Source organism: Streptomyces sp. NPDC025638 (assembly GCF_055558775.1).
Genome location: NZ_JBVHLX010000012.1, coordinates 27,399 through 47,962, shown reverse-complemented (window position 1 = coordinate 47,962; position 20,564 = coordinate 27,399). Strand labels below are relative to the sequence as shown.

Below are 20,564 nucleotides of genomic sequence, written 5' to 3'. Positions count from 1 at the left end.
TCACCGCAGCGCGAGGACCCGCGGCCCGTGTGCCGCCAGCGCCCGCTTCAGCCGGGGCCCGAACGGCCGCTCCACCCAGCGGTGGATCAGCCAGGCCAGGCCCAGCAGCACGGCGACCGTGACCGCGAGCGTGGGCCACGGCCCCAGCCCCAGAGCCCGGTGCAGCGCCCGGATGACGAACCAGCCCAGGTGCTCGTGGATCAGATAGAAGGGGTACGTCAGCGCCCCGGCCACCGTCAGCCAGCGCCAGTTCGCCCAGCGCGTCCAGCCCAGCGCCACCGCGGCCACGGCGGCGAAGGCCAGCGTGACGACGAGCAGGATGACGTACGGATCGCGGTGGAAGGCGCCGCCCTGCGCGCCGGGGTGCCACAGCCCGGTCGTCGAGTAGCGCTGGCCCAGCAGCCAGGAGACGGCGACGATGCCCCACAGGAGCAGATCGCTGCCGTAGCGGTGGATGAGATAGAGGGCGAGGCCGCCGATGAAGAAGGGTGCGTGGTCGCGCATCACGAGCGCGTCGGTGAGCGGGTGGTCGGCGACCCGCGCGAACACTCCGGCCAGGGTCCACAGGCAGCAGAAGATCACCACCCGGCGATAGGTGACCCCGCGCCAGACCACGAACAGGGCGAACAGCGCGTAGAAGCGCACCTCGACCCAGAGCGTCCAGCACACGCCCAGGACCCGCGGCACGCCCATCGGCTGCTGGAGCATCGTCAGATTGACCAGGAACTCGTCGAGCCGCAGGGGACGGACGACCACCGGCAGCAGCAGGGAGGCGCCGGTGATCAGGAACAGCGCGGCCCAGTACGCCGGGTACAGCCGGGCGACCCGGGAGCGGAAGAACTGGCCCAGGGTGCGGCCCCAGCTGCTCATGCAGATCACGAATCCGCTGATGACGAAGAAGAACTGGACGCCGAGACAGCCGTAGGTGGCCGCCTGGGAGAGCGTGGGGAAGAGGCGGGCGGGGGACCCGTGCCAGGAGCCGGCGACCGGGCCGCCCTTCCCGGCGAAGTGGTAGAGGCAGACCATCAGCGCGGCCAGCAGCCGCAGGCCGTCGAGGGCGCGCAGCCGGTTGTCGGCTCTGCGCGGCGGCGGGGTGGGAGGGACAGGGTTCGGGCGGGTGGGGACCAGGGTGGGGTTGGACGCGTTCATCCGGGGCTTTCTTACGGGGGAGGTGGGGATGTGTCGCGATGTGGGCTCGCGAGGCGTCGGACGCCTACCCTCAGGTGCGCACTTCACGCAGACGCCCCCGGCCCGATGAGAGGCACGGGGGCGTGGCGGCGGGGGGCCGCGGTTCAGCGCTTGGCGCTCTGTCGCAGCGCCCTGGCCCGGCGGGCCAGACGGCGCACGGTCGCGTTGCGCGGGATGAACGACAGCTGGGCGGGTACGGCGCCCGGCAGGGCCAGCGAGGTGAGCCGGCGGCGCTTGAAGTACCGCCAGGTGTGCGGGTTGAGATGCCGGGAGAGATAGCGCTCGGCGTCCTCGCGCAGCCGCGGGTAGATCTTGGGCTGCATGGCGAAGCCGACCGCCTTGAGCAGCGCGGCCAGCTCGTCCACCCGCTCCGGCGACGGCATCGACCAGTCGGTCACCGCCTTGCGGTCGCCCAGCTCGGGCAGCAGCGCGTCGACGAGGGTGACCGGCACGCGGTTGCTGTTCTGGTACGGCGCCAGACGGGCCAGCACGGCCTCGGTGCCGATGCGGGCGACGGGCAGTCCGTACAGCCCGGCCGCGGTGAACAGGGCGGTGGAGAAGCAGCCGACGACCAGGGCGGGGCGCATCAGCTGGAACGCCACCTCGGCGAGCACCGGCCGGTCCAGCACGGTGAGTTCGGCGCCGAGCCGGGCCGCCTCGTCCTCCAGGAGCCGGGACCAGCGGGCGGGGGCGACGGGATGCGGCTTGAAGACCAGTCTGCGATGACCGAGTGCCACGGCGCCGCGCACCATCTTCAGATGCAGCTCCTCCTCCTCGGCGTCACCGAGGATCTCCAGCGCCGAGAGGTACTGGCCGAGCAGCAGGGCGGGCCGCGGGTCGCCGGTGCCGGGCAGGGCGGCCTCCCCGTCGGCGAGCTCCTCCAGGACCTTGAGGAACGCCTCCGCCGGCACCAGCTCGGGCCGCACGTCGAACTCGGTGAGCAGCAGCGGGGTCAGCCCGGGGACGAGGTCGAGGTGGAGCAGGCGGCCGATGCGGGTGCCGACCAGCGGATCGATCTTGTCGCGGGTGGGGCCATAGCTTATGAGGCCGTCGGCGTAGACGTCGACGGGAGCGCCGGTGAACAGCTGGCACAGCGCGAGCGACGGGTTGACCTGCACGGACTCCACGGTCAGCCGGATCTCGTCGTCGCCGAGACCCCACAGCAGCCGTACGTACCGCTCCCACATGGGGATGTCGTCGGCGCGCGGGCCCCAGCCGCTCGGGTGGAACGGGGCGATGGTGTCGTTCCAGGACAGCACCCCGTCGAAGCGCTCGCGCACCCGGGCGAAGCCCGGCATCGCGTCGACCGGGGGCGTGGTCTCCGGGTTGGACGCGTTGTTGGTGACGAGCAGCAGCCGCCGGTCGGCCGGCTCGAACAGTCCGGCGTCGAGAGCCGCGGCCAGGGTCGCGGCTCCGTACAGCGTCGACGCACAGAAAATATGGGTGGTACGGCGCATCAGGCGGCCACCGTCCGGGCGGTCGACGGCCGCCGGCGCAGCCGCCGCAGCCTGCTCGCCCGCTGCGGGTCCATCGTGTCCATTACCTCCGTCAGCAGGTCCTGCGGCAGTCGTTTCAGGGCCGCTGAGCTGAGAGAACGCAATTTTCGAGCCACGGCGGGTTCGAACCTCTCGATCGATCCGAGGTGATGGGCCATGATTGCGCAATAGGTGCGCACTGCTTTCGGCAGCAGCTTATCGGCCTCGGGATCGCGTGAGGTTTCCTCGATTACCTGGTCGAACGCGCGAATGAAATCGAGTTGTCGCACGTCACCGATTTGAGTGAGCGAGGAGGCGACACCGCGACGGTAGTACACGCCGAGCAGACCCACCGCGGCGAAGGATTCCGCCTCCCGGTGCAGCTTCCAGATCCAGGGCCGGTCCTCCGCCGTGCGCAGCCCGTGGGTGAAGTGCAGCAGGCCGCGGTCGATCAGCCGGCGGTGGTAGACGCCCGCCCAGGCGTACGCGTAGTCGACGGAGGTGGACCGGTCGGCGGGCAGGATCGCCCCGCGCGGGTCCATCACGACACCCCGGCGGCCATGCGGCACCCGGTGGATCGCGCGGGCCCTGGCCGTGCACTGCACATGATCGGTGCGCACGAAGTCGCAGCCCAGCTCCTCGATGGCGGCGACCAGCTGCGGATAGTAGCCGGGGGCGAGCCAGTCGTCGCCGTCCAGGAACGTCAGATACTCGCCGCGCGCCCGGTCGATCCCGGTGTTGCGCGCGGTGGCCAGCCCTCCGTTCTGCTCATGTCTGACCAGCACGGCGCCGGGCAGCTCCCGCTCCGCGCGTTCGAGAATGTCCGGCGTCCCGTCGCGCGAGCAGTCGTCGACGAGAATGAATTCGAAGTCCTCACGCGCGTTCGCACGCAGGCTCTTCAGCGTGTCCGGCGCGTATTGCTGGACGTTGTAGAACGGCACGATGACCGAGAGCTTCACCACGCGGTTGACGTTAGAGGGCGGCCCGTCATTCGTTCTGGCCGTCTCCTTGATGTCAGGTGAACTGCTGGTGGCGAAGCTGTGAACCGGGCTGTTTTGCTGTGCCTTCCCGGCCTGATTCGCCATTCGTCGATGTGCTGTTAACCGTTTGTTGCATTCGGGTTGGGCGGAACCTAGGAATGGCTTCCTAGCGTCTTCGACGTGCCAGCAAGTGCAACGAACTCCCTGAGGGTCGCCGTTCTCGCGGATTCCGACACCCGGTGGAAATGGGGCGCGCTCACCGCGCAACGCGCCATTCCCGCCGAATCGGACATCCGGCTCGACGGCTATCTCCTGCGGGGCCGTGCCACCCCGACCGCCCGCCAGCTGCAGGAAGTCGGCGTCCACGCGGACTCGCTCCGCGAGGTGACCGCCGTGGAATTCCTGCGCGCGATGCGTGCGGAGTCGTACGACGTCCTCGTCCTCGCCCTCGTCGGCGGCGCCGTACAGGCGATGCTGCACGGGCTGCGGCGGGTCTGGGACGGCGCCGCGAAGCGACCCGTCGTCGTCACCGGCTATGTCGGTGTCGTCTACGAGAAGCTCGCGGACGGGCTGCTGCTGCGCCACGGCGCGGACCTCGTCCTCGCCAACTCCCGCCAGGACGCGGACCGGTTCCGGGCCGTGTACGAGGGAGTGGGCGCCGACGCCTCCTCGGTGACCGAGGTCGCCCTGCCGTTCCTCGGCGGGGAGCCCTACACCGGTGAACACGACCCGTACACCGTCGTGTTCGCGGCCCAGCCCTCGGTCCCCGACAGCCGTAAGGACCGTACGTACCTGCTGAACCGGCTGGTCGAGCACGCCCGCAAGCACCCCGAGCGCGAGGTGCTGCTGAAGCTGCGCTCCAAGCCGGGCGAGCACACCACGCACATCGAGGAGCTTCCCTACCAGAAGCTGGCACAGGGCCAGGACCTGCCCGCCAACTTCCGCCTGGTGTACGGGCACATGGGCGAGGTCCTCGACCGCACCGACCTGCTCGTCACGGTCAGCTCGACGGCCGCGCTGGAGGCCCTGCACCGCCGGATCCCCACCGTGGTCCTGACCGACCTCGGCGTCCGCGAGGTGCTCGGCAACCACCACTTCGTCGGCTCCGGCTGCCTCGCCTCCTGGGACCAGCTCGACACCGGCCACCGGCCGGCGCCCGACGAGGAGTGGGTCGCCCGGCAGGGCGTCGCCGCCGACGGGTCGTACGGCACCGCCTTCGACCCGGCGCGCGAGCGCATCGCCGAGCTGCTCGGCCGGCCCGGCGGCCTGCCGCCCCTGAACCCCTACTACACGACCGAGACCGCGCCCGGCTATCTGCCGGGGATTCTCGCCCGCCACCACCTCGGCCCCGACGGCTCCCCGCTGCCCGGGGCGCCCGCCGCCGACAAGGCGCCGGGACCGGTCCGCCAGATCGTGCGCCGTGCGGCGCGCGGCGCCTACCGCCACGGCGTCCAGCGGGTGGCACCCGTGATCCGACGAATGGGAGAGCTGTGAGCGACCGGATCCCGCGTCAAGCGTCCGAAGGAACAGAGCCGATGTCCCACCCCGAAGCGGCCGTTGTGCGCCGTGTGCTCGCCGTGATTCCCGCGCGTGGCGGCTCCAAGGGAGTGCCCGCGAAGAACCTCGCCCCGGTCGGCGGCGTCCCGCTGGTCGCCCGCGCCGTACGCGAGTGCCGGGCCTCCCGTCTGGTGACCGACGTCGTCGTCTCCACCGACGACCAGGCGATCGCGGCGGCGGCCCGGCAGGCGGGGGCGGAGGTCGTCCTCCGTCCGGCCGCCATCGCCGGTGACACCGCCACCTCCGAGGCCGCCGTCCTGCATGCCATGGACGCCCACGAGGCGCTGCACGGCACCCCGGTCGACGTCGTCCTGCTGGTCCAGTGCACCAGCCCGTTCATCGTCCGCGAGGACATCGACGGCGTGGCCGGAGCGGTCGTCGAGAACGGCGCCGACACGGCCGTGACCGTGGCCCCCTTCCACGGCTTCATCTGGCGGGACGGGGCGGACGCGCCCGTGCCGGTTCCGGTCACCGGGGAGGCCGACGGGGCTTCCGTGGGCGGCTACGGCGTCAACCACGACAAGTCCTTCCGCCCGCGCCGCCAGGACCGCCCCCAGGACCTGCTGGAGACCGGCGCCGCCTACGCCATGGAGGCCCAGGGCTTCCGTGAGCACCAGCACCGCTTCTTCGGCCACACCGAGCTCGTACGCACCGACCCCGCGCGCGTGCTGGAGATCGACGACCCGCACGATCTCGCCCGCGCCCGCGCCCTGGCCCCGCTCTTCGACGCGGACCGCCCCGGCGCCCTCCCCACCTACGACGACATCGACGCCGTAGTCCTCGACTTCGACGGCACCCAGACCGACGACAGGGTGCTGATCGACTCCGACGGACGGGAGTTCGTCTCCGTGCACCGCGGGGACGGACTCGGCATCGCCGCGCTGCGCAAGAGCGGCCTGAAGATGCTGATCCTGTCCACGGAACAGAACCCGGTCGTCGCCGCCCGGGCCCGGAAGCTGCAGATCCCGGTGCTTCACGGCATCGACCGGAAGGACCTCGCACTCAAGCAGTGGTGCGAGGAGCAGGGCATCGCGCCCGAGCGCGTGCTCTACGTCGGCAACGACGTCAATGACCTCCCGTGCTTCGCCCTCGTGGGCTGGCCCGTGGCGGTCGCGAGCGCCCACGACGTCGTGCGCGGCGCCGCACGCGCGGTCACCACCGTCCCCGGTGGCGACGGCGCCATCCGAGAGATCGCCAGCTGGATCCTCGGCCCCTCTCTCGATTCCCTCACCAAGTAAGGACACCCCCTGTCATGAGCAACTCCCGCATCCGCCAGTTCGGTTCCCGCACCGCCGGCCCCGGCCACCCCGTCTACATCTGCGGCGAGATCGGCATCAACCACAACGGTGAGCTGGAGAACGCGTTCAAGCTGATCGACGTGGCCGCGGAGGCCGGCTGTGACGCCGTGAAGTTCCAGAAGCGCACGCCGGAGATCTGCACCCCGCGCGACCAGTGGGACATCGAGCGCGACACCCCCTGGGGCCGGATGACCTACATCGACTACCGCCACCGCGTGGAGTTCGGTGAGGACGAGTACCGCCAGATCGACGAGTACTGCAAGGAGAAGGGGATCGACTGGTTCGCCTCCCCGTGGGACACCGAGGCCGTCGCCTTCCTGGAGAAGTTCGACGTCCCCGCCCACAAGGTGGCCTCCGCCTCCCTGACGGACGACGAGCTGCTGCGCGCCCTGCGCGCCACGGGCCGCACGATCATCCTCTCCAGCGGTATGTCCACCCCGAAGCAGATCCGCCACGCGGTCGAGGTCCTGGGCAGCGACAACATCCTTCTCTGCCACGCCACCTCGACGTATCCGGCGAAGGCCGAGGAGCTCAACCTCCGCGTCATCAACACCCTGCAGGACGAGTACCCGAACGTGCCGATCGGCTACTCCGGCCACGAGACCGGTCTGCAGACCACGCTGGCCGCCGTCGCCCTCGGCGCCGCCTTCGTCGAGCGCCACATCACCCTCGACCGCGCCATGTGGGGCTCCGACCAGGCCGCCTCCGTGGAGCCGCAGGGCCTCACGCGCCTCGTCCGCGACATCCGCACCATCGAGGCCTCCCTCGGTGACGGCGTCAAGAAGGTCTACGACTCCGAGCTCGGCCCGATGAAGAAGCTGCGCCGTGTCGCCGGCGTCGTCGCCGAGGCGGAGATCGCGGCCGCGGCGGGCGAGCCGGTCGCGGTCTGAGCAACCCGAACACCGACAACGCCATACACCACGCCTTACGACGGGACGGTCCGACGGCGATGAGCCCCCGCGCCGGGAACACCGGCACCACCCCCCGCACTCTCGCGTTCGTGGAGAGCCCGGTACAGCTGCTGAACGTGCTGGAGTGGGCGCACGTCCACGCCCTGCGAGGGGCGGGAGAGGCCGGCGCGGGGTCGCTGCCGTCCGTGCCGTCCCAGGTGAGGCGGTCCGCCGACGGCGGTCCGCCGACGACGGGCGCGGAGCTCACCGTCGTCGTGCTGTCCCCGACCGACCCCATGACCCGGGGCCAGCTGCGCCGTATGGCCGATCTGGCCCGGGACGAGGGGTACCAGGTCCGCTGGGAGGAGGCACGGGGTGGTACGACCGCGCCCTTCCACACGATCGGCGGGCTCGCCGGGGCACTGCGCCGGGCGGACCGCATCGTCATGGGAGACCCGTTCTCCCGCTATGTACAGCTGCTGCTGACGATCACCCGGGCCAAGGACCTGGTGGTGGTCGACGACGGCACGGCGACGATGGAGTTCGTCGCCCAGCTCGCCCGTGGCGAGCGACTGGTCCGCTGGCACCGCAAGGGCGGCCGCCCCGGCCCGCGTGACCTCCTCTTCGCCCCCGTGTCGTCCTCGGCCCGGCGCCGGCTGACCCCCAGCGGCAAGCGCCGGGTGGAGGTCTTCTCCTCGATGCCGATGGAGGAGACCCCGGAGGGCGTCACGGTCACCGCGAACGACTTCGGCTGGACCCGGGCCCGCTTCGGCCCGCCGCGCATCACCAAGGGCGCGGACATGGTGGGCACGTCCCTGGTCGAGACCGGGGTGGTGGACGGGGACCGCTATCTGGAGGCGGTGCGCAGCCTGGCCAAGGCCCACGGGGCCCTGCGGTACTTCGCCCACCGCCGCGAGAGCGCGGAGAAACTGCACCGGCTCGCCGCCGCGACGGGACTGGAGATCGTCCGCCCCGACCTCCCGCTGGAGCTGATCGCCCGGCGCGGACCGATCGGGCGGACGATCCTCAGCTTTCCGTCCACGGTCGTCCACACCCTGCCCCTCGCCCTCGTCGGCACGGGAGTACGGGTCGCCGTGTGCGACATCGACCCGGCCTGGCTGACGGAAAACGCCTCCCCTCGGGCCCAGGGCTTCCTGTCCGGGGTGACGGGCACGGCCCGCGACGTCCACCGCCTGGCGGCGGTGAGCGCGGTCTGACCCTGGTCCGGCGCCGGTCAGGGCCGGGTCTGGCGCTGGTGTCCGTTTCGTGAGGCGCAGGCATGCGTACGGCGTGCCGGATGTCGCCGAGTTCCCGCGCCGGGCCGGGCTGGAAATCGACCGGGACGATGTCGGGCCGGACCAGTGGGGCACGCAGCAGATGTGACGCGCCCGCGCCGGTCCGGCCCGGGTCTGGCGCCGGTCGGGCCCGGGGGCTAGCCCTGGCGTTCGAGCCGGTCGGCCGGGGCCTTGTGGGCCAGGACGAAGCCGCGGGGGAGTTTTTCCTCGTCCAGTGGTTCGCGCACGGTTCGGGCAAGTGGGTGCAGGCCGGCCTCGGTCAGGAGGGCGGCGACCGTGTCCGGGGTGCGCCAGTGGTAGTCGAGGCTGATCTCGTGGCCGAAGCGCTCCGTGAGGTGCAGACCGTCGCCGTCGCCGTACTGGAAGGCCAGCAGGACGTGGCCGCCGGGGACGAGGGTGCGGTGGAACTCCGCGAACGTCGCCGGCAGGTGCTCGTCGGGCACGTGGATGATCGAGTAGAGGGCGGCGATCCCGGCGAGCGTGGCGTCCGGGAGGTCCAGGGACGTCAGCGAGCCCACGTGGAAGCGCAGCTGCGGGTGCGCCTCGCGGGCCAGGGCGGTCATCCGGGGGGAGATGTCGACCCCGAAGGTCGGCACCCCGAGGGCGTGCAGACGGGCGGTGATGTGGCCCGGACCGCTGCCGAGGTCGGCGACGGGCGCGGGGGCGGCGGCTCTGGCCAGTTCGGCGAAGGCGGTGAGCATGGCCCGGTCCACGGGTCGGTCCGCGAGGTGGTCCGGGTAGCGGTCCGAGTACTCCTTGGCGATGGCGTCGTAGGAGGAGCGGGTGGCCTGGATGAAGTCCGGTTCCGTCACGTCGGCGCACGTTACCGGCGCGGCCGCCGGGCCGTCCCGCGCTTCTCCCGGTCCGGTGGGTGGACAGCTCCAGCCGTGCTCGGGCGGGGCGTGGTATCCGTGGAGGAAAAGGGACGAGGAAGGGTTCAGGGGTGCGGCCGGGGTCGCGCGCCGTGGAATTTCGTGATCGACTTGGCTTGAAGTCGGACGAGTTTACCCATCTCCGTCGATAGCTATGCGTCCGGTGGTCAGATTTTCTTCCCCTAACGGGTTGAACTTTTGTTGATCGAGGGTCAGTTGACCGTCCGGGCGTCCTACCCTTCAGAGGGTGAACCAATTGATGTCCCGAGAGTCCGAGGCCGATCTGTCCGGTGATGTGCTGCCCGGCGTGCTGAGCGAGGCGCTGTACGACGAACTCGTAGCGTTCCGGCGCGACTTGCACATGCACCCCGAGCTGGGCAACCAGGAGTTCCGCACCACCGCCGCGATCAAGGAGCGGCTGGAGAAGGCCGGGCTCAGCCCCCGCGTCCTCGCCGTCGGAACCGGGCTCGTATGCGACATCGGCGTGGCGGAGGCGGCCGGCGGCGACGGCGGCGGCATCTTCGCGCTGCGGGCCGACATCGACGGCCTGCCCATCCCGGACACGAAGAGCGACTGCCCGTACCGCTCCACCGTGCCCGACCGGGCCCACGCCTGCGGACACGACGTGCACACGGCCGTGGTGCTGGGCGCCGGACTCGTCCTCGCCGAGCTGCACCGCCAGGGCCGGCTGCCCCGCCCCGTGCGGCTGATCTTCCAGCCCGCCGAGGAGGTGCTGCCCGGCGGTGCCGCCGACATCATCGACTGCGGGGTGCTGGACGGGGTGCGGCGCATCATCGCCGTGCACTGCGATCCCCGGCTGGACGTCGGGAAGGTCGGCCTGCGGCACGGCGCCATCACCAGCGCCTGCGACCGGCTGGAGGTCGCGCTGGACGGCCCCGGCGGGCACACCGCCCGGCCGCATCTGAGCACCGACCTGGTCACCGCCGCCGCCCGCGTCGCCATCGACGTGCCCGCGCTCGTCGCCCGGCGGGTGGACAGCAGGAGCGGGCTCGCCGTGACCTGGGGACGGATCGAGTCGGGACACGCGCCGAACGTGATCCCGCAGCACGCGGAGCTCTCGGGCACCGTGCGCTGTCTGGACCTGGAGACCTGGCGGCAGGCGCCCGACATCGTGCACGCGGCGATCGACGAGGTCGCGACCATGCACCGGGCGAAGTCGGAGATCAACTATGTGCGCGGGGTCCCGCCTGTGGTCAACGACCGCGTCGTGACCGAACTGCTGCGGGACGCGATGGTCGCGCGGCGCGGCCCGGAGTCGGTCGAGGGGACCGAGCAGAGCCTCGGCGGGGAGGACTTCTCCTGGTATCTGGAGCATGTGCCCGGAGCTCTGGCACGGCTCGGGGTGCGCACCCCTGGTGAGCGCACGGTGCGTGACCTGCACCAGGGAGACTTCGACGCCGACGAGTACGCGATCGTGGTCGGCGTGGAGCTGTTCACCGCTGCCGCCCTGCTCGACGCCGTGCAGTAGCGACCGGAGGGCGGAGAGGTGTCCTATTGGCACCTCTTCGCCTCCTTGTGTCACCCTGTTGTAACCGCCGGATTCCAGCTGTAACCCGGAGTCGGCACGAATCGATAACGGCCCGGAGAAACCCCGTTCCCCTCACCTTCTACGCGCGTTACTGTGCGCCGAAATCGCCACCTGAGGCGGCACATTGGGGAAGCGGGCCGGCGACGGTGCCGTGGGGATGAAGGGTGCTTGCTGTGCGTCTGAACTCTCGGAGGACCAGGTTCTCCCAAGCTGCGGTGACCGTCGCGGTCGTCGCCCTCGCGGCCGCCGGGTGCGGCAAGTCCAGCAGTGATTCCTCGAGCACGTCCGAGAACGGCAAGTACTCGGGCAAGGGCATAGGTCTCGCCTACGACATCGGCGGCAAGGGCGACCAGTCCTTCAACGACGCCGCCTACACCGGTTTCCAGAAGGCGGAGACCGAGTTCAAGATCGGCGGCCGGGACGTCGAGCCGAACGACAACGAGACCGACGCGGACAAGGTGCAGCGCCTGGAGCAGCTCGCCAAGTCGGGCTACAACCCGATCATCGGCGTCGGCTTCGTCTACGCGCCGGCCGTCAAGGAGGTCTCCGCCAAGTACCCGAAGATCACCTTCGGCATCATCGACGACAACAGCATCACGTCGAAGAACGTCGCCGACATGGTGTTCCACGAGGAGCAGTCCTCGTACCTGGCGGGTGTCGCGGCCGCCATGACCACCAAGAAGAACCACGTCGGCTTCATCGGTGGTGTGGACATCCCGCTGATCCACAAGTTCGAGGCCGGCTTCATTCAGGGTGCGCAGTCGGTCAACCCGAAGATCAAGATCGAGAAGCAGTACCTGACCCAGACCCCGCAGGAGGGTGGCTTCTCCAGCCCCGACAAGGGTGAGAACGCCGCCAACGGCCAGATCGACTCGGGCGCCGACGTGATCTACGCCGCCGCCGGCCTGTCCGGCCAGGGCGTCATCAAGGCCGCCGCCGAGCACAAGATCTGGGCCATCGGCGTGGACTCCGACCAGTACAAGCAGGACGCGCTGGCCAAGTACAAGGACTACATCCTCGGTTCCGCCCTCAAGAACGTCGGCGGCGCGGTGTACGACCTGGTCAAGTCCGTCACCGAAGGCAAGCCCCTGTCGGGCGAGGTCCGCGGCGACCTCAAGTCGGGCGGCGTGGGCTTCGCCGACTCCAACCCGAAGTACCAGGCGATGAAGGACGTCGTCACCGCCGTGGACAAGGCCAAGCAGGACATCATCGACGGCAAGGTCACCGTCAAGACGCAGTAATTCTCCGACCGCTGACGAGGAAGCCCCGGGCTGGTACGGCCCGGGGCTTCCTCATACCGTCCGCGGGGGCGTTGGCCCGCTTGCTGTAGACGTTGAACGTGCCGCCAGGGTCGTGCGGTTGATGGAGGCCATGGCGGGCGCAGCCACGCTCACCACGGCGGCCGACGGGGCGACGCTGATGCCCGCCGTGGCGAACGCAAGCCTGTTGAGTTTCATGCCCCCCAGACGGCGTAGGCGGTGTGGGTGGTTTGGGTCTGGTGGCGGAGACGGCATCCTCACTGGCAGTGGCCTCGGTCTCGTGGCCGAGGTGGCGCAGCAGGAGGCCGACGGACAGGACCGCGCCGGAGGAGGCGGCGGCTCTGGCCGGCGATGTCGGGGGTCGAGCCGTGGACCGGCTCGAACATGGACGGGAACTCGCCGCCCGGTCTGATGTTGCCGCAGACGCTGAACGCGCTGCCCGGGTCGTGTAGTTGACGGACGCCATGGCGGGCGCAGCCACGCCCGCCACGGTGGCCGACAGGGCGACGCCGATTACGGGAACTCGCCGCTCGTGTTGATGTTGCCGGAAGCGGCGACGCCGCGGGCCCCGACCTGCACCGCTACCTGTGCGAGAACGGCCCCTTCACACCCGTCGCCGCGGCCCTGATGACCGCCCGGATCGCCGACGCGCTCGCCGCCGGCCACGCCGACGGCGTCGTCCACCGCGATCCGAGGCCCGCCAACGTGCTGCTCCAGCAACTGCCGCCGGAGCCGGCCGCAGCGCGTCCGAGATCGGCGACCCCCTCTCCGTACGAGCAGCCTCATACGGCCAGCCCCCTCGGAAAGTGGCGCCGCGGCGCCGTAGACAGCCGTAGACAAAGGTCACACCCGGGAGCGATCTTGACCGCCGAACCGCGCTGATACGTGACACCGGCGAAGTTGGCCGGAAAGTTCAAAACGGTCGGATAACACTCTGGCAAGGTGGGGTTCTCTCACCGGTCTACGCGCGTTACGCTGCGGCGGAACCAGCGCCTGGTATGGGCGCTTGCACAAAGGAGTCACGTTCCATGCGCCGGGTGTCCCGTATCGCGATCGCAGGCGCCGCAACCGCGGCCCTCGCCGTCACCATGTCCGCTTGTGGCAGCAGCTCGACCAGCTCCTCTTCTTCCGCCGACGGCGCCAAGAGCAAGGGCATCGGTCTGGCCTACGACATCGGTGGCAAGGGCGACCAGTCCTTCAACGACGCCGCCTACGCCGGTTTCGAGAAGGCGCAGACGGAGTTCAAGATCGGCGGCCGGGACGTCGAGCCCAGCGACAACGAGACCGACGCGGACAAGGTGCAGCGCCTGGAGCAGCTCGCCAAGTCGGGCTACAACCCGATCATCGGCGTCGGCTACGTGTACGCGCCGGCCGTCAAGGAGGTCGCGGCCAAGTACCCGAAGATCACCTTCGGTGTCATCGACGACAACACCATCACGTCGAAGAACGTCGCCGACATGGTGTTCCACGAGGAGCAGTCCTCCTACCTCGCCGGTGTCGCGGCCGCCAAGGCCACCAAGAAGAACCACGTCGGCTTCATCGGTGGTGTGGACATCCCGCTGATCCACAAGTTCGAGGCCGGCTTCATTCAGGGTGCGCAGTCGGTCAACCCGAAGATCAAGATCGAGAAGCAGTACCTGACCCAGACCCCGCAGGAGGGTGGCTTCTCCAGCCCCGACAAGGGTGAGAACGCCGCCAAGGGCCAGATCGACTCGGGCGCCGACGTGATCTACGCCGCCGCCGGTCTGTCCGGCCAGGGCGTCATCAAGGCCGCCGCCGAGCACAAGATCTGGGCGATCGGCGTGGACTCCGACCAGTACAAGCAGGACGCGCTGGCGAAGTACAAGAACTACATCCTGACCTCGGCCCTCAAGAACGTCGAGGGTGCGGTGTACGACCTCACCAAGTCCGTCGTCGACAAGAAGCCCCTGTCGGGCGAGGTCCGCGGCGACCTCAAGTCGGGCGGGGTGGGCATCGCCGACTCCAACCCCACCTTCAAGAACAACGCGGACATCCAGGCCGCGATCAAGAAGGCCGAAGCGGGCATCAAGAACGGCACCATCGTGGTGAAGACCTCCTGACGGGAGTGTCGTAGGCCTGTCGTAGGCATGGTCAAAAGGGCGCTGTAATGGCAGCGTTACGGCCACGGAACGGGGCACGGGAAGGATCGGCTCTGGCGTCAACCGTCAGGGCCGCCCGCGCCCCGTTCGCGCGGCAGAATGCTCGGAACGGATCGAGTCGGGTACGAAACGAGATCGGTCAGGTCCGGGCACTATTTAAAGCAGGGGCGCTACGCGCGTAGAGCGGCCCCTTTCCCGAGGAGAGTGCGCCATCGACGCGTCCAGCAGCCCTCCGCTCACCGCAGAGTCGACAGTCGCGGTCGAGCTGGCGGGGATCACCAAGCGATTCCCCGGTGTCGTTGCCAACCACGACATCCACCTGACTGTCCGAAAGGGCACCGTCCACGCCCTCGTCGGCGAGAACGGCGCCGGCAAGTCGACTCTGATGAAGATCCTCTACGGCATGCAGAAGCCGGACGAGGGCACCATCGCGATCAAAGGCGAGCAGGTCACCTTCTCGTCGCCCGCCGACGCCATCGCCCGGGGCATCGGCATGGTCCACCAGCACTTCATGCTGGCCGACAACCTGACCGTCCTGGAGAACGTGGTGCTGGGCAGCGAGAAGCTGTACGGCATCGGCGGCGGCGCCCGCAAGAAGATCAAGGAACTGTCCGACCGCTACGGCCTCGGTGTCCGCCCCGACGTCCTCGTCGAGGACCTCGGCGTCGCCGACCGCCAGCGCGTCGAGATCCTCAAGGTCCTCTACCGCGGTGCCACGACCCTGATCCTCGACGAGCCGACCGCCGTGCTCGTCCCGCAGGAGGTCGACGCGCTCTTCGACAACCTGCGTGAGCTCAAGGCCGAGGGCCTCTCCGTCATCTTCATCTCGCACAAACTGGGCGAGGTGCTCTCCGTGGCCGACGACATCACCGTCATCCGCCGCGGTACGACGGTCGGCACGGCAATCCCCTCCGAGACCACCTCGCGCCAGCTCGCCGAGATGATGGTCGGCAGCGAGCTGCCCACCCCGGAGACCGCCGAGTCGACGGTGACCGACCGGGCCGTCATCGAGGTCAGGGGACTCACCGTGTACGCCCGCGGCGGCGCCTCCCTCGGGGAGGCCGGCGCGCAGCCCGAGACCGCCACGGTCGGCTCGGCCGGCGCAGCGGCGGGCGCCGACGTCCTCACCGAGGCCACCACCCCCGGCCAGGCCAAGCGCGCCCTCGACGACGTCACCTTCACCATCCACGCCGGTGAGGTCATGGGCATCGCCGGTGTCGAGGGCAACGGCCAGACCGAGCTCATCGACGCGCTGATCGGCCTGAAGAACGCCGACTCCGGCTCCGTCCACTTCCTCGGCGAGGACATCACCCCCTGGTCCACCCGCAAGCGCCGTGAGTCGGGCGTCGGCTACATCCCCGAGGACCGCCACCGCCAGGGCCTGCTCCTCGAGGCCCCGCTGTGGGAGAACCGCATCCTCGGCCATGTCACCGAGCGGCCCAACGCCAAGGGCTTCTGGCTGGACCCCAAGGGCGCCCAGGCCGACACCCGCCGGATCGTCGAGGAGTTCGACGTCCGCACCCCGGGCATCGACGTCACCGCGGCCTCCCTGTCCGGCGGCAACCAGCAGAAGCTGATCGTCGGCCGTGAGATGAGCCACGACCCCAAGTTCCTGATCGCCGCCCACCCCACCCGCGGTGTGGACGTAGGCGCCCAGGCGCAGATCTGGGACCGCATCCGGGAGGCCCGCCGCGAGGGCCTGGCCGTGTTGCTGATCTCCGCCGACCTGGACGAGCTGATCGGCCTGTCGGACACCCTGCGCGTGATCTACGACGGCAGGCTGGTCGCCGATGCCGACCCCGCCACCATCACGCCGGAGGAGCTGGGCTCGGCCATGACGGGCGCTGCGTCCGGCCACCTGGAACACGTAGACACCGCCACAGAAGACGAGGCAGACGCCGGTCCGGAGGACGAGGCCCGATGAAGAAGTTCGACAAGGAGCGCATGCTCCTCGCGGTGGCCGGCCCGGTCATCGCGCTCGTCCTCGCGATCGTGCTGACCTCGGTCGTCCTGATCGCCTCGGGCAAGAACCCGGTCGAGCCGTACACGCTGATGCTGGAGCAGCTGCCGTACTCGGACGTCCAGGTCCTGATCATCAACCAGGCGTCGCTGTACTACATCGCCGCCATCGGTGTCGCCCTCGGCTTCCGGATGAACCTGTTCAACATCGGTGTCGACGGCCAGTACCGCCTCGCCGCGGTGATGACCGCCATCGTCGGCGCGCACCTCGCCCTGCCGGGCTTCCTGCAGGTCCCGGTGCTGCTGCTGGTCGCCATGTGCACCGGCGCCTTCTGGGCCGGCATCGCGGGCGTCCTGAAGGTCACCCGGGGCGTCAGCGAGGTCGTCGCGACGATCATGCTGAACGCGATCGCCACCAGCGTGATCGGCTACGTCACCCTCACCAGCGTGTGGGGCGTGCAGGTCGGCAACAACGCGACGACCGGCGTCATGCACAAGTCCGGCTGGGTCCCCGGTATCAACCTGGGCTCCGACGTCGGTGAGATCTACGGCCTGGTCTTCCTCGCGGTCCTGCTGGGCGTGCTGTACTGGCTGGTCCTCAACCGCACCCGCTTCGGCTTCGACCTGCGCGCCACCGGCGCCTCCGAGACCGCCGCCGCGGCCTCCGGCGTCAGCGCCAAGCGCATGGTGCTGGTCTCCATGCTGATCTCCGGCGCGGTCGCGGGCCTGGCCGGTCTGCCGCTGCTGCTCGGCGAGAGCCACACCTACAGCCTGAGCTTCCCGACGGGCCTCGGCTTCACCGCCATCGGCATCGCCCTGCTCGGCCGCAACAACCCGGGCGGCATCGCGTTCGCCGCCCTCCTGTGGGCCTTCCTCGACAAGGCCTCGCCCGCCCTCGACTACGCGACCCCGGAGGCGTACCCGAAGGAGATCGCCACGATCATGCAGGGCCTGATCGTCTTCGCGGTCGTCATCTCGTACGAGTTCGTCCGCCAGTGGGGTCTGCGCCGTCAGCAGAGCCGGGTCGGCGCCGAGCTGGCCGCCGCCGCCCGCAACACCAACAAGGAGGTGGCGGCCTGATGAGCACCGCGACCATCGCCAAGCCGCAGGCGAAGCGGCCCGCCCCGGGAAGCCGCCGTGTCTCGCTCCCGGTACTCCTGCTGATCATCGCGGGCGTGCTGGTCCTGACCTCCGCCGTCCGCCTCATCACCGGCGCCGACGGCATCACCTCGACCGGCCAGATGTCCACCGCGCTGCGCCTCGCCGTGCCGATCGGCCTCGCCGGTCTCGGCGGCCTGTGGTCGGAGCGCTCCGGCGTCGTCAACATCGGCCTCGAGGGCATGATGATCCTCGGCACCTGGTTCGGCGCCTGGGCCGGCTACCAGTGGGGCCCGTGGGCCGGTGTCGCCCTCGGTATCGTCGGCGGTGCCCTCGGCGCCGTGCTGCACGCCATCGCCACGGTGACCTTCAACGTCAACCACATCGTCTCCGGTGTGGCCCTGAACATCCTGGCCCTCGGCACCACCCGCTATCTGTCGAAGTTCACCTTCGAGAACGCCCCGCAGGGCTCCTCCAAGCAGTCCCCGCCGATCGACTCGCTGGGCTCCTTCGACATCCCGGGGCTGTCCGACTGGCTGAGCACGCTCAACGAGAAGCACTGGTTCGTGATCTCGGACATCGCCGGCCTGGTCGGCGGTCTGGTCACCGACCTGTCGCCGCTCACCGTCATCGCGGTCGCCCTCGTCCCGGCCACCTGGTGGGTGCTGTGGCGCACCGCCTTCGGTCTGCGGCTGCGCTCCTGCGGCGAGAACCCGGTGGCGGCCGAGTCCCTCGGTGTCAACGTCTACAAGTACAAGTACATCGCGGTGATCATCTCGGGTGCCTTCGCCGGCCTCGGCGGTGCGTTCCTGTCCATCGTGGCCTCGAACGTGTACCTGGACGGCCAGACGGCCGGCCGCGGCTACATCGGTCTCGCCGCGATGATCTTCGGTAACTGGATGCCGGGCGGCCTCGCCCTCGGCGCGGGGCTGTTCGGCTACACCGACAGCCTCAACCTGCGCGGCGGTACGGTGAACGTGCACGCGCTGATCCTGCTGCTCGCGATCCTGCTGGTGTTCGGCGCGGCGTACCTGGCCTGGAAGAAGAAGTTCGTCCCGGCCGTCGTCACCGTCGTGATCTCGGCGCTGATGTTCCTCTGGTACGCCACCACGAACGAGGTTCCGCGTCAGCTCGTCACGGCGACCCCGTACCTCGTCACCCTGCTGGTGCTCTCCCTCTCCGCGCAGAGCCTGCGGATGCCGAAGGCGGACGGCCTGCCGTACCGGAAGGGACAGGGCAAGTGACCTCGGCCGCCGACTTCGACTGGGAGGCGCTGCGTGCGGAGGCCCGCGAGGCCATGTCCCACGCGTACGCCCCGTACTCCGGCTTCCCGGTCGGTGTCGCGGCCCTGGTCGACGACGGGCGCGTCGTCACCGGCTGCAACGTCGAGAACGCCTCGTACGGCATCAGCCTGTGCGCCGAGTGCGGGCTGGTGTCCCAGCTCGTGCGCACGGGCGGCGGCCGGCTGACGCACTTCACCTGTGTGGAGGGCACGGGTGGCCTGCTCGTCCCGTGCGGCCGCTGCCGCCAGCTGCTGTACGAGTTCGGCGGGCCCGACCTGCTGGTCGACACCCCGGAGGGCGTGCTGCCGCTCTCCGCGATGCTCCCGCAGGCCTTCGGCCCGGACCATCTCAGCAAGTAACTCCACCGCGGCCCCTCCGAACAGATCCGATCGGAGGGGCCGCGTGTTTCGCACCTCCCGGAAGGAACGCACGCCATGGCCATGGACGCCATCTCCGTCATCCGCACCAAGCGGGACCGCGGTGAGCTCAGCGACGAGCAGATCGACTGGGTCATCGACGCGTACACGCGTGGCGAGGTCGCCGACGAGCAGATGTCGTCGCTCGCGATGGCCATCCTGCTCAACGGCATGAACCGCCGTGAGATCGCCCGCTGGACGGCGGCGATGATCGCCTCCGGCGAGCGCATGGACTTCTCGTCCCTGTCCCGTCCGACCGCGGACAAGCACTCCACGGGCGGCGTCGGCGACAAGATCACGCTCCCGCTGGCGCCCCTCGTGGCGGCCTGTGGCGCGGCCGTCCCGCAGCTGTCGGGCCGGGGCCTCGGCCACACCGGCGGCACGCTGGACAAGCTGGAGTCGATCCCGGGCTGGCGCGCGCTGCTCTCCAACGAGGAGATGCTGCACGTCCTCGACACCACCGGCGCGGTGATCTGCGCGGCGGGCGACGGCCTCGCGCCCGCCGACAAGAAGCTGTACGCCCTGCGTGACGTCACCGGCACGGTCGAGGCGATCCCGCTGATCGCCTCCTCGATCATGTCGAAGAAGATCGCCGAGGGCACCGGCTCACTGGTCCTGGACGTGAAGGTCGGCACGGGCGCCTTCATGAAGACGATCGAGGACGCGCGCGAACTCGCGTCCACGATGGTGGGCCTCGGCACCGACCACGGCGTGAAGACGGTTGCCCTCCTCACGGACATGTCCACCCCGCTCGGCCTCACGGCGGGCAACGCCCTGGAGGTCCGCGAGTCGGTCGAGGTCCTGGCGGGCGGCGGCCCGGCGGACGTGGTCGAGCTGACGATCGCGCTCGCCCGCGAGATGCTCGACGCCGCCGGCGTGAAGGACGCGGACCCGGCCAAGGCCCTGGCCGACGGTTCGGCGATGGACGTCTGGCGCCGCATGATCGCGGCCCAGGGCGGCGACCCCGACGCCACGCTGCCCACGTCGAAGGAACAGCACGTGGTGAAGGCGGGCACCTCGGGCATCCTGACCCGCCTCGACGCCTACGACATCGGCATCGCCGCCTGGCGCCTCGGCGCGGGCCGCGCCCGCAAGGAGGACCCGGTGCAGGCGGGCGCGGGCATCGAAATGCACGCCAAGCCCGGCGACACGGTGACGGAGGGCCAGCCCCTCCTGACCCTGCACACGGACACCCCCGAACGCTTCGACTACGCCCTCCAGGCGGTCGAGGGTTCGTACGACATCGCGGCCCCCGGCACGGAGTACTCGGCGACCCCGGTGGTGCTGGAACGTATCGCCTGACCAGCCGATTTCCCTTTCGGGTG

General features: G+C 70.1%; 17 protein-coding genes and 1 pseudogene. 12 read left to right on the top strand and 6 right to left on the bottom strand.

The window, feature by feature from the left end; all coding sequences use genetic code 11:
• From ACZ4EG_RS28675 to ACZ4EG_RS28665, 3 genes are all read right to left on the bottom strand, one after another.
• Complete coding sequence (locus tag ACZ4EG_RS28675) at positions 1-1,149, bottom strand: acyltransferase family protein (RefSeq protein ID WP_467792635.1); 1,149 nt, start codon at positions 1,147-1,149, stop codon at positions 1-3.
• 143 nt (positions 1,150-1,292) lie between these two features.
• Complete coding sequence (locus ACZ4EG_RS28670; protein ID WP_467792634.1) at positions 1,293-2,645, bottom strand: polysialyltransferase family glycosyltransferase; 1,353 nt, start codon at positions 2,643-2,645, stop codon at positions 1,293-1,295.
• Complete coding sequence (locus ACZ4EG_RS28665) at positions 2,645-3,625, bottom strand: glycosyltransferase family 2 protein (RefSeq protein ID WP_390710049.1); 981 nt, start codon at positions 3,623-3,625, stop codon at positions 2,645-2,647. The genes ACZ4EG_RS28670 and ACZ4EG_RS28665 overlap by 1 nt, the downstream gene beginning before the upstream one ends.
• Before the next feature lie 198 nt (positions 3,626-3,823).
• Between ACZ4EG_RS28665 and ACZ4EG_RS28660 the strand changes: the two genes are divergently transcribed.
• The 4 genes from ACZ4EG_RS28660 to ACZ4EG_RS28645 are packed head-to-tail and all read left to right on the top strand — an operon-like array spanning position 3,824 to position 8,605.
• The gene (locus ACZ4EG_RS28660; protein WP_467792633.1) at positions 3,824-5,137 is read left to right on the top strand and encodes a DUF6716 putative glycosyltransferase; all 1,314 of its coding nucleotides are present in this window, start codon (positions 3,824-3,826) and stop codon (positions 5,135-5,137) included.
• A gap of 41 nt (positions 5,138-5,178) precedes the next feature.
• A complete protein-coding gene (locus ACZ4EG_RS28655) occupies positions 5,179-6,438 on the top strand; it encodes a cytidylyltransferase domain-containing protein (protein WP_467792632.1) in 1,260 nt (419 codons plus the stop codon).
• A 14-nt stretch (positions 6,439-6,452) separates the two neighbouring features.
• Positions 6,453-7,388, top strand: coding sequence for an N-acetylneuraminate synthase family protein (locus tag ACZ4EG_RS28650; RefSeq protein WP_453550957.1), 936 nt, complete (start codon positions 6,453-6,455; stop codon positions 7,386-7,388).
• A 59-nt stretch (positions 7,389-7,447) separates the two neighbouring features.
• Positions 7,448-8,605, top strand: a complete 1,158-nt coding sequence (locus ACZ4EG_RS28645; protein WP_467792631.1) for a hypothetical protein — start codon at positions 7,448-7,450, stop codon at positions 8,603-8,605.
• A gap of 215 nt (positions 8,606-8,820) precedes the next feature.
• Here the strand turns inward: ACZ4EG_RS28645 and ACZ4EG_RS28640 are convergent, their stop codons facing one another.
• On the bottom strand, positions 8,821-9,495 hold the full coding sequence (locus ACZ4EG_RS28640) for a class I SAM-dependent DNA methyltransferase (protein WP_467792630.1): 675 nt from the start codon (positions 9,493-9,495) through the stop codon (positions 8,821-8,823).
• A 319-nt stretch (positions 9,496-9,814) separates the two neighbouring features.
• On the opposite strand from ACZ4EG_RS28640, the gene ACZ4EG_RS28635 reads away from it, so the two are divergent.
• Together ACZ4EG_RS28635 and ACZ4EG_RS28630 are read left to right on the top strand one after the other, a co-directional pair.
• On the top strand, positions 9,815-11,044 hold the full coding sequence (locus ACZ4EG_RS28635) for an amidohydrolase (protein WP_467792629.1): 1,230 nt from the start codon (positions 9,815-9,817) through the stop codon (positions 11,042-11,044).
• Between the two features lie 275 nt (positions 11,045-11,319).
• The gene (locus ACZ4EG_RS28630) at positions 11,320-12,345 is read left to right on the top strand and encodes a BMP family lipoprotein (protein WP_467792628.1); all 1,026 of its coding nucleotides are present in this window, start codon (positions 11,320-11,322) and stop codon (positions 12,343-12,345) included.
• 259 nt (positions 12,346-12,604) lie between these two features.
• Here the strand turns inward: ACZ4EG_RS28630 and ACZ4EG_RS28625 are convergent.
• Both ACZ4EG_RS28625 and ACZ4EG_RS28620 read right to left on the bottom strand, forming a co-directional pair.
• Positions 12,605-12,785, bottom strand: a pseudogene (locus tag ACZ4EG_RS28625) (isocitrate/isopropylmalate family dehydrogenase); the annotation flags it as partial.
• 91 nt (positions 12,786-12,876) lie between these two features.
• A complete protein-coding gene (locus ACZ4EG_RS28620; RefSeq protein WP_467792627.1) occupies positions 12,877-13,047 on the bottom strand; it encodes a hypothetical protein in 171 nt (56 codons plus the stop codon).
• A gap of 344 nt (positions 13,048-13,391) precedes the next feature.
• Between ACZ4EG_RS28620 and ACZ4EG_RS28615 the strand changes: the two genes are divergently transcribed.
• The 6 genes from ACZ4EG_RS28615 to ACZ4EG_RS28590 all read left to right on the top strand — a co-directional run bounded on the left by ACZ4EG_RS28615 (position 13,392) and on the right by ACZ4EG_RS28590 (position 20,541).
• Complete coding sequence (locus tag ACZ4EG_RS28615) at positions 13,392-14,444, top strand: BMP family lipoprotein (protein WP_453550943.1); 1,053 nt, start codon at positions 13,392-13,394, stop codon at positions 14,442-14,444.
• 250 nt (positions 14,445-14,694) lie between these two features.
• Positions 14,695-16,407: an ABC transporter ATP-binding protein gene (locus tag ACZ4EG_RS28610; protein ID WP_467792791.1), complete on the top strand. Its 1,713-nt coding sequence runs from the start codon at positions 14,695-14,697 to the stop codon at positions 16,405-16,407.
• Complete coding sequence (locus tag ACZ4EG_RS28605) at positions 16,404-17,522, top strand: ABC transporter permease (protein ID WP_390710039.1); 1,119 nt, start codon at positions 16,404-16,406, stop codon at positions 17,520-17,522. Before ACZ4EG_RS28610 ends, ACZ4EG_RS28605 begins: the two co-directional genes overlap by 4 nt.
• Complete coding sequence (locus ACZ4EG_RS28600; RefSeq protein WP_467792626.1) at positions 17,522-18,784, top strand: ABC transporter permease; 1,263 nt, start codon at positions 17,522-17,524, stop codon at positions 18,782-18,784. The genes ACZ4EG_RS28605 and ACZ4EG_RS28600 overlap by 1 nt, the downstream gene beginning before the upstream one ends.
• Positions 18,781-19,182 carry a cytidine deaminase gene (locus ACZ4EG_RS28595; protein ID WP_467792625.1) on the top strand — a complete coding sequence of 134 codons (402 nt, stop codon included), beginning with the start codon at positions 18,781-18,783 and terminating at the stop codon, positions 19,180-19,182. Before ACZ4EG_RS28600 ends, ACZ4EG_RS28595 begins: the two co-directional genes overlap by 4 nt.
• 75 nt (positions 19,183-19,257) lie before the next feature.
• The gene (locus tag ACZ4EG_RS28590) at positions 19,258-20,541 is read left to right on the top strand and encodes a thymidine phosphorylase (RefSeq protein WP_453550934.1); all 1,284 of its coding nucleotides are present in this window, start codon (positions 19,258-19,260) and stop codon (positions 20,539-20,541) included.
• Positions 20,542-20,564 lie beyond the last annotated feature (23 nt).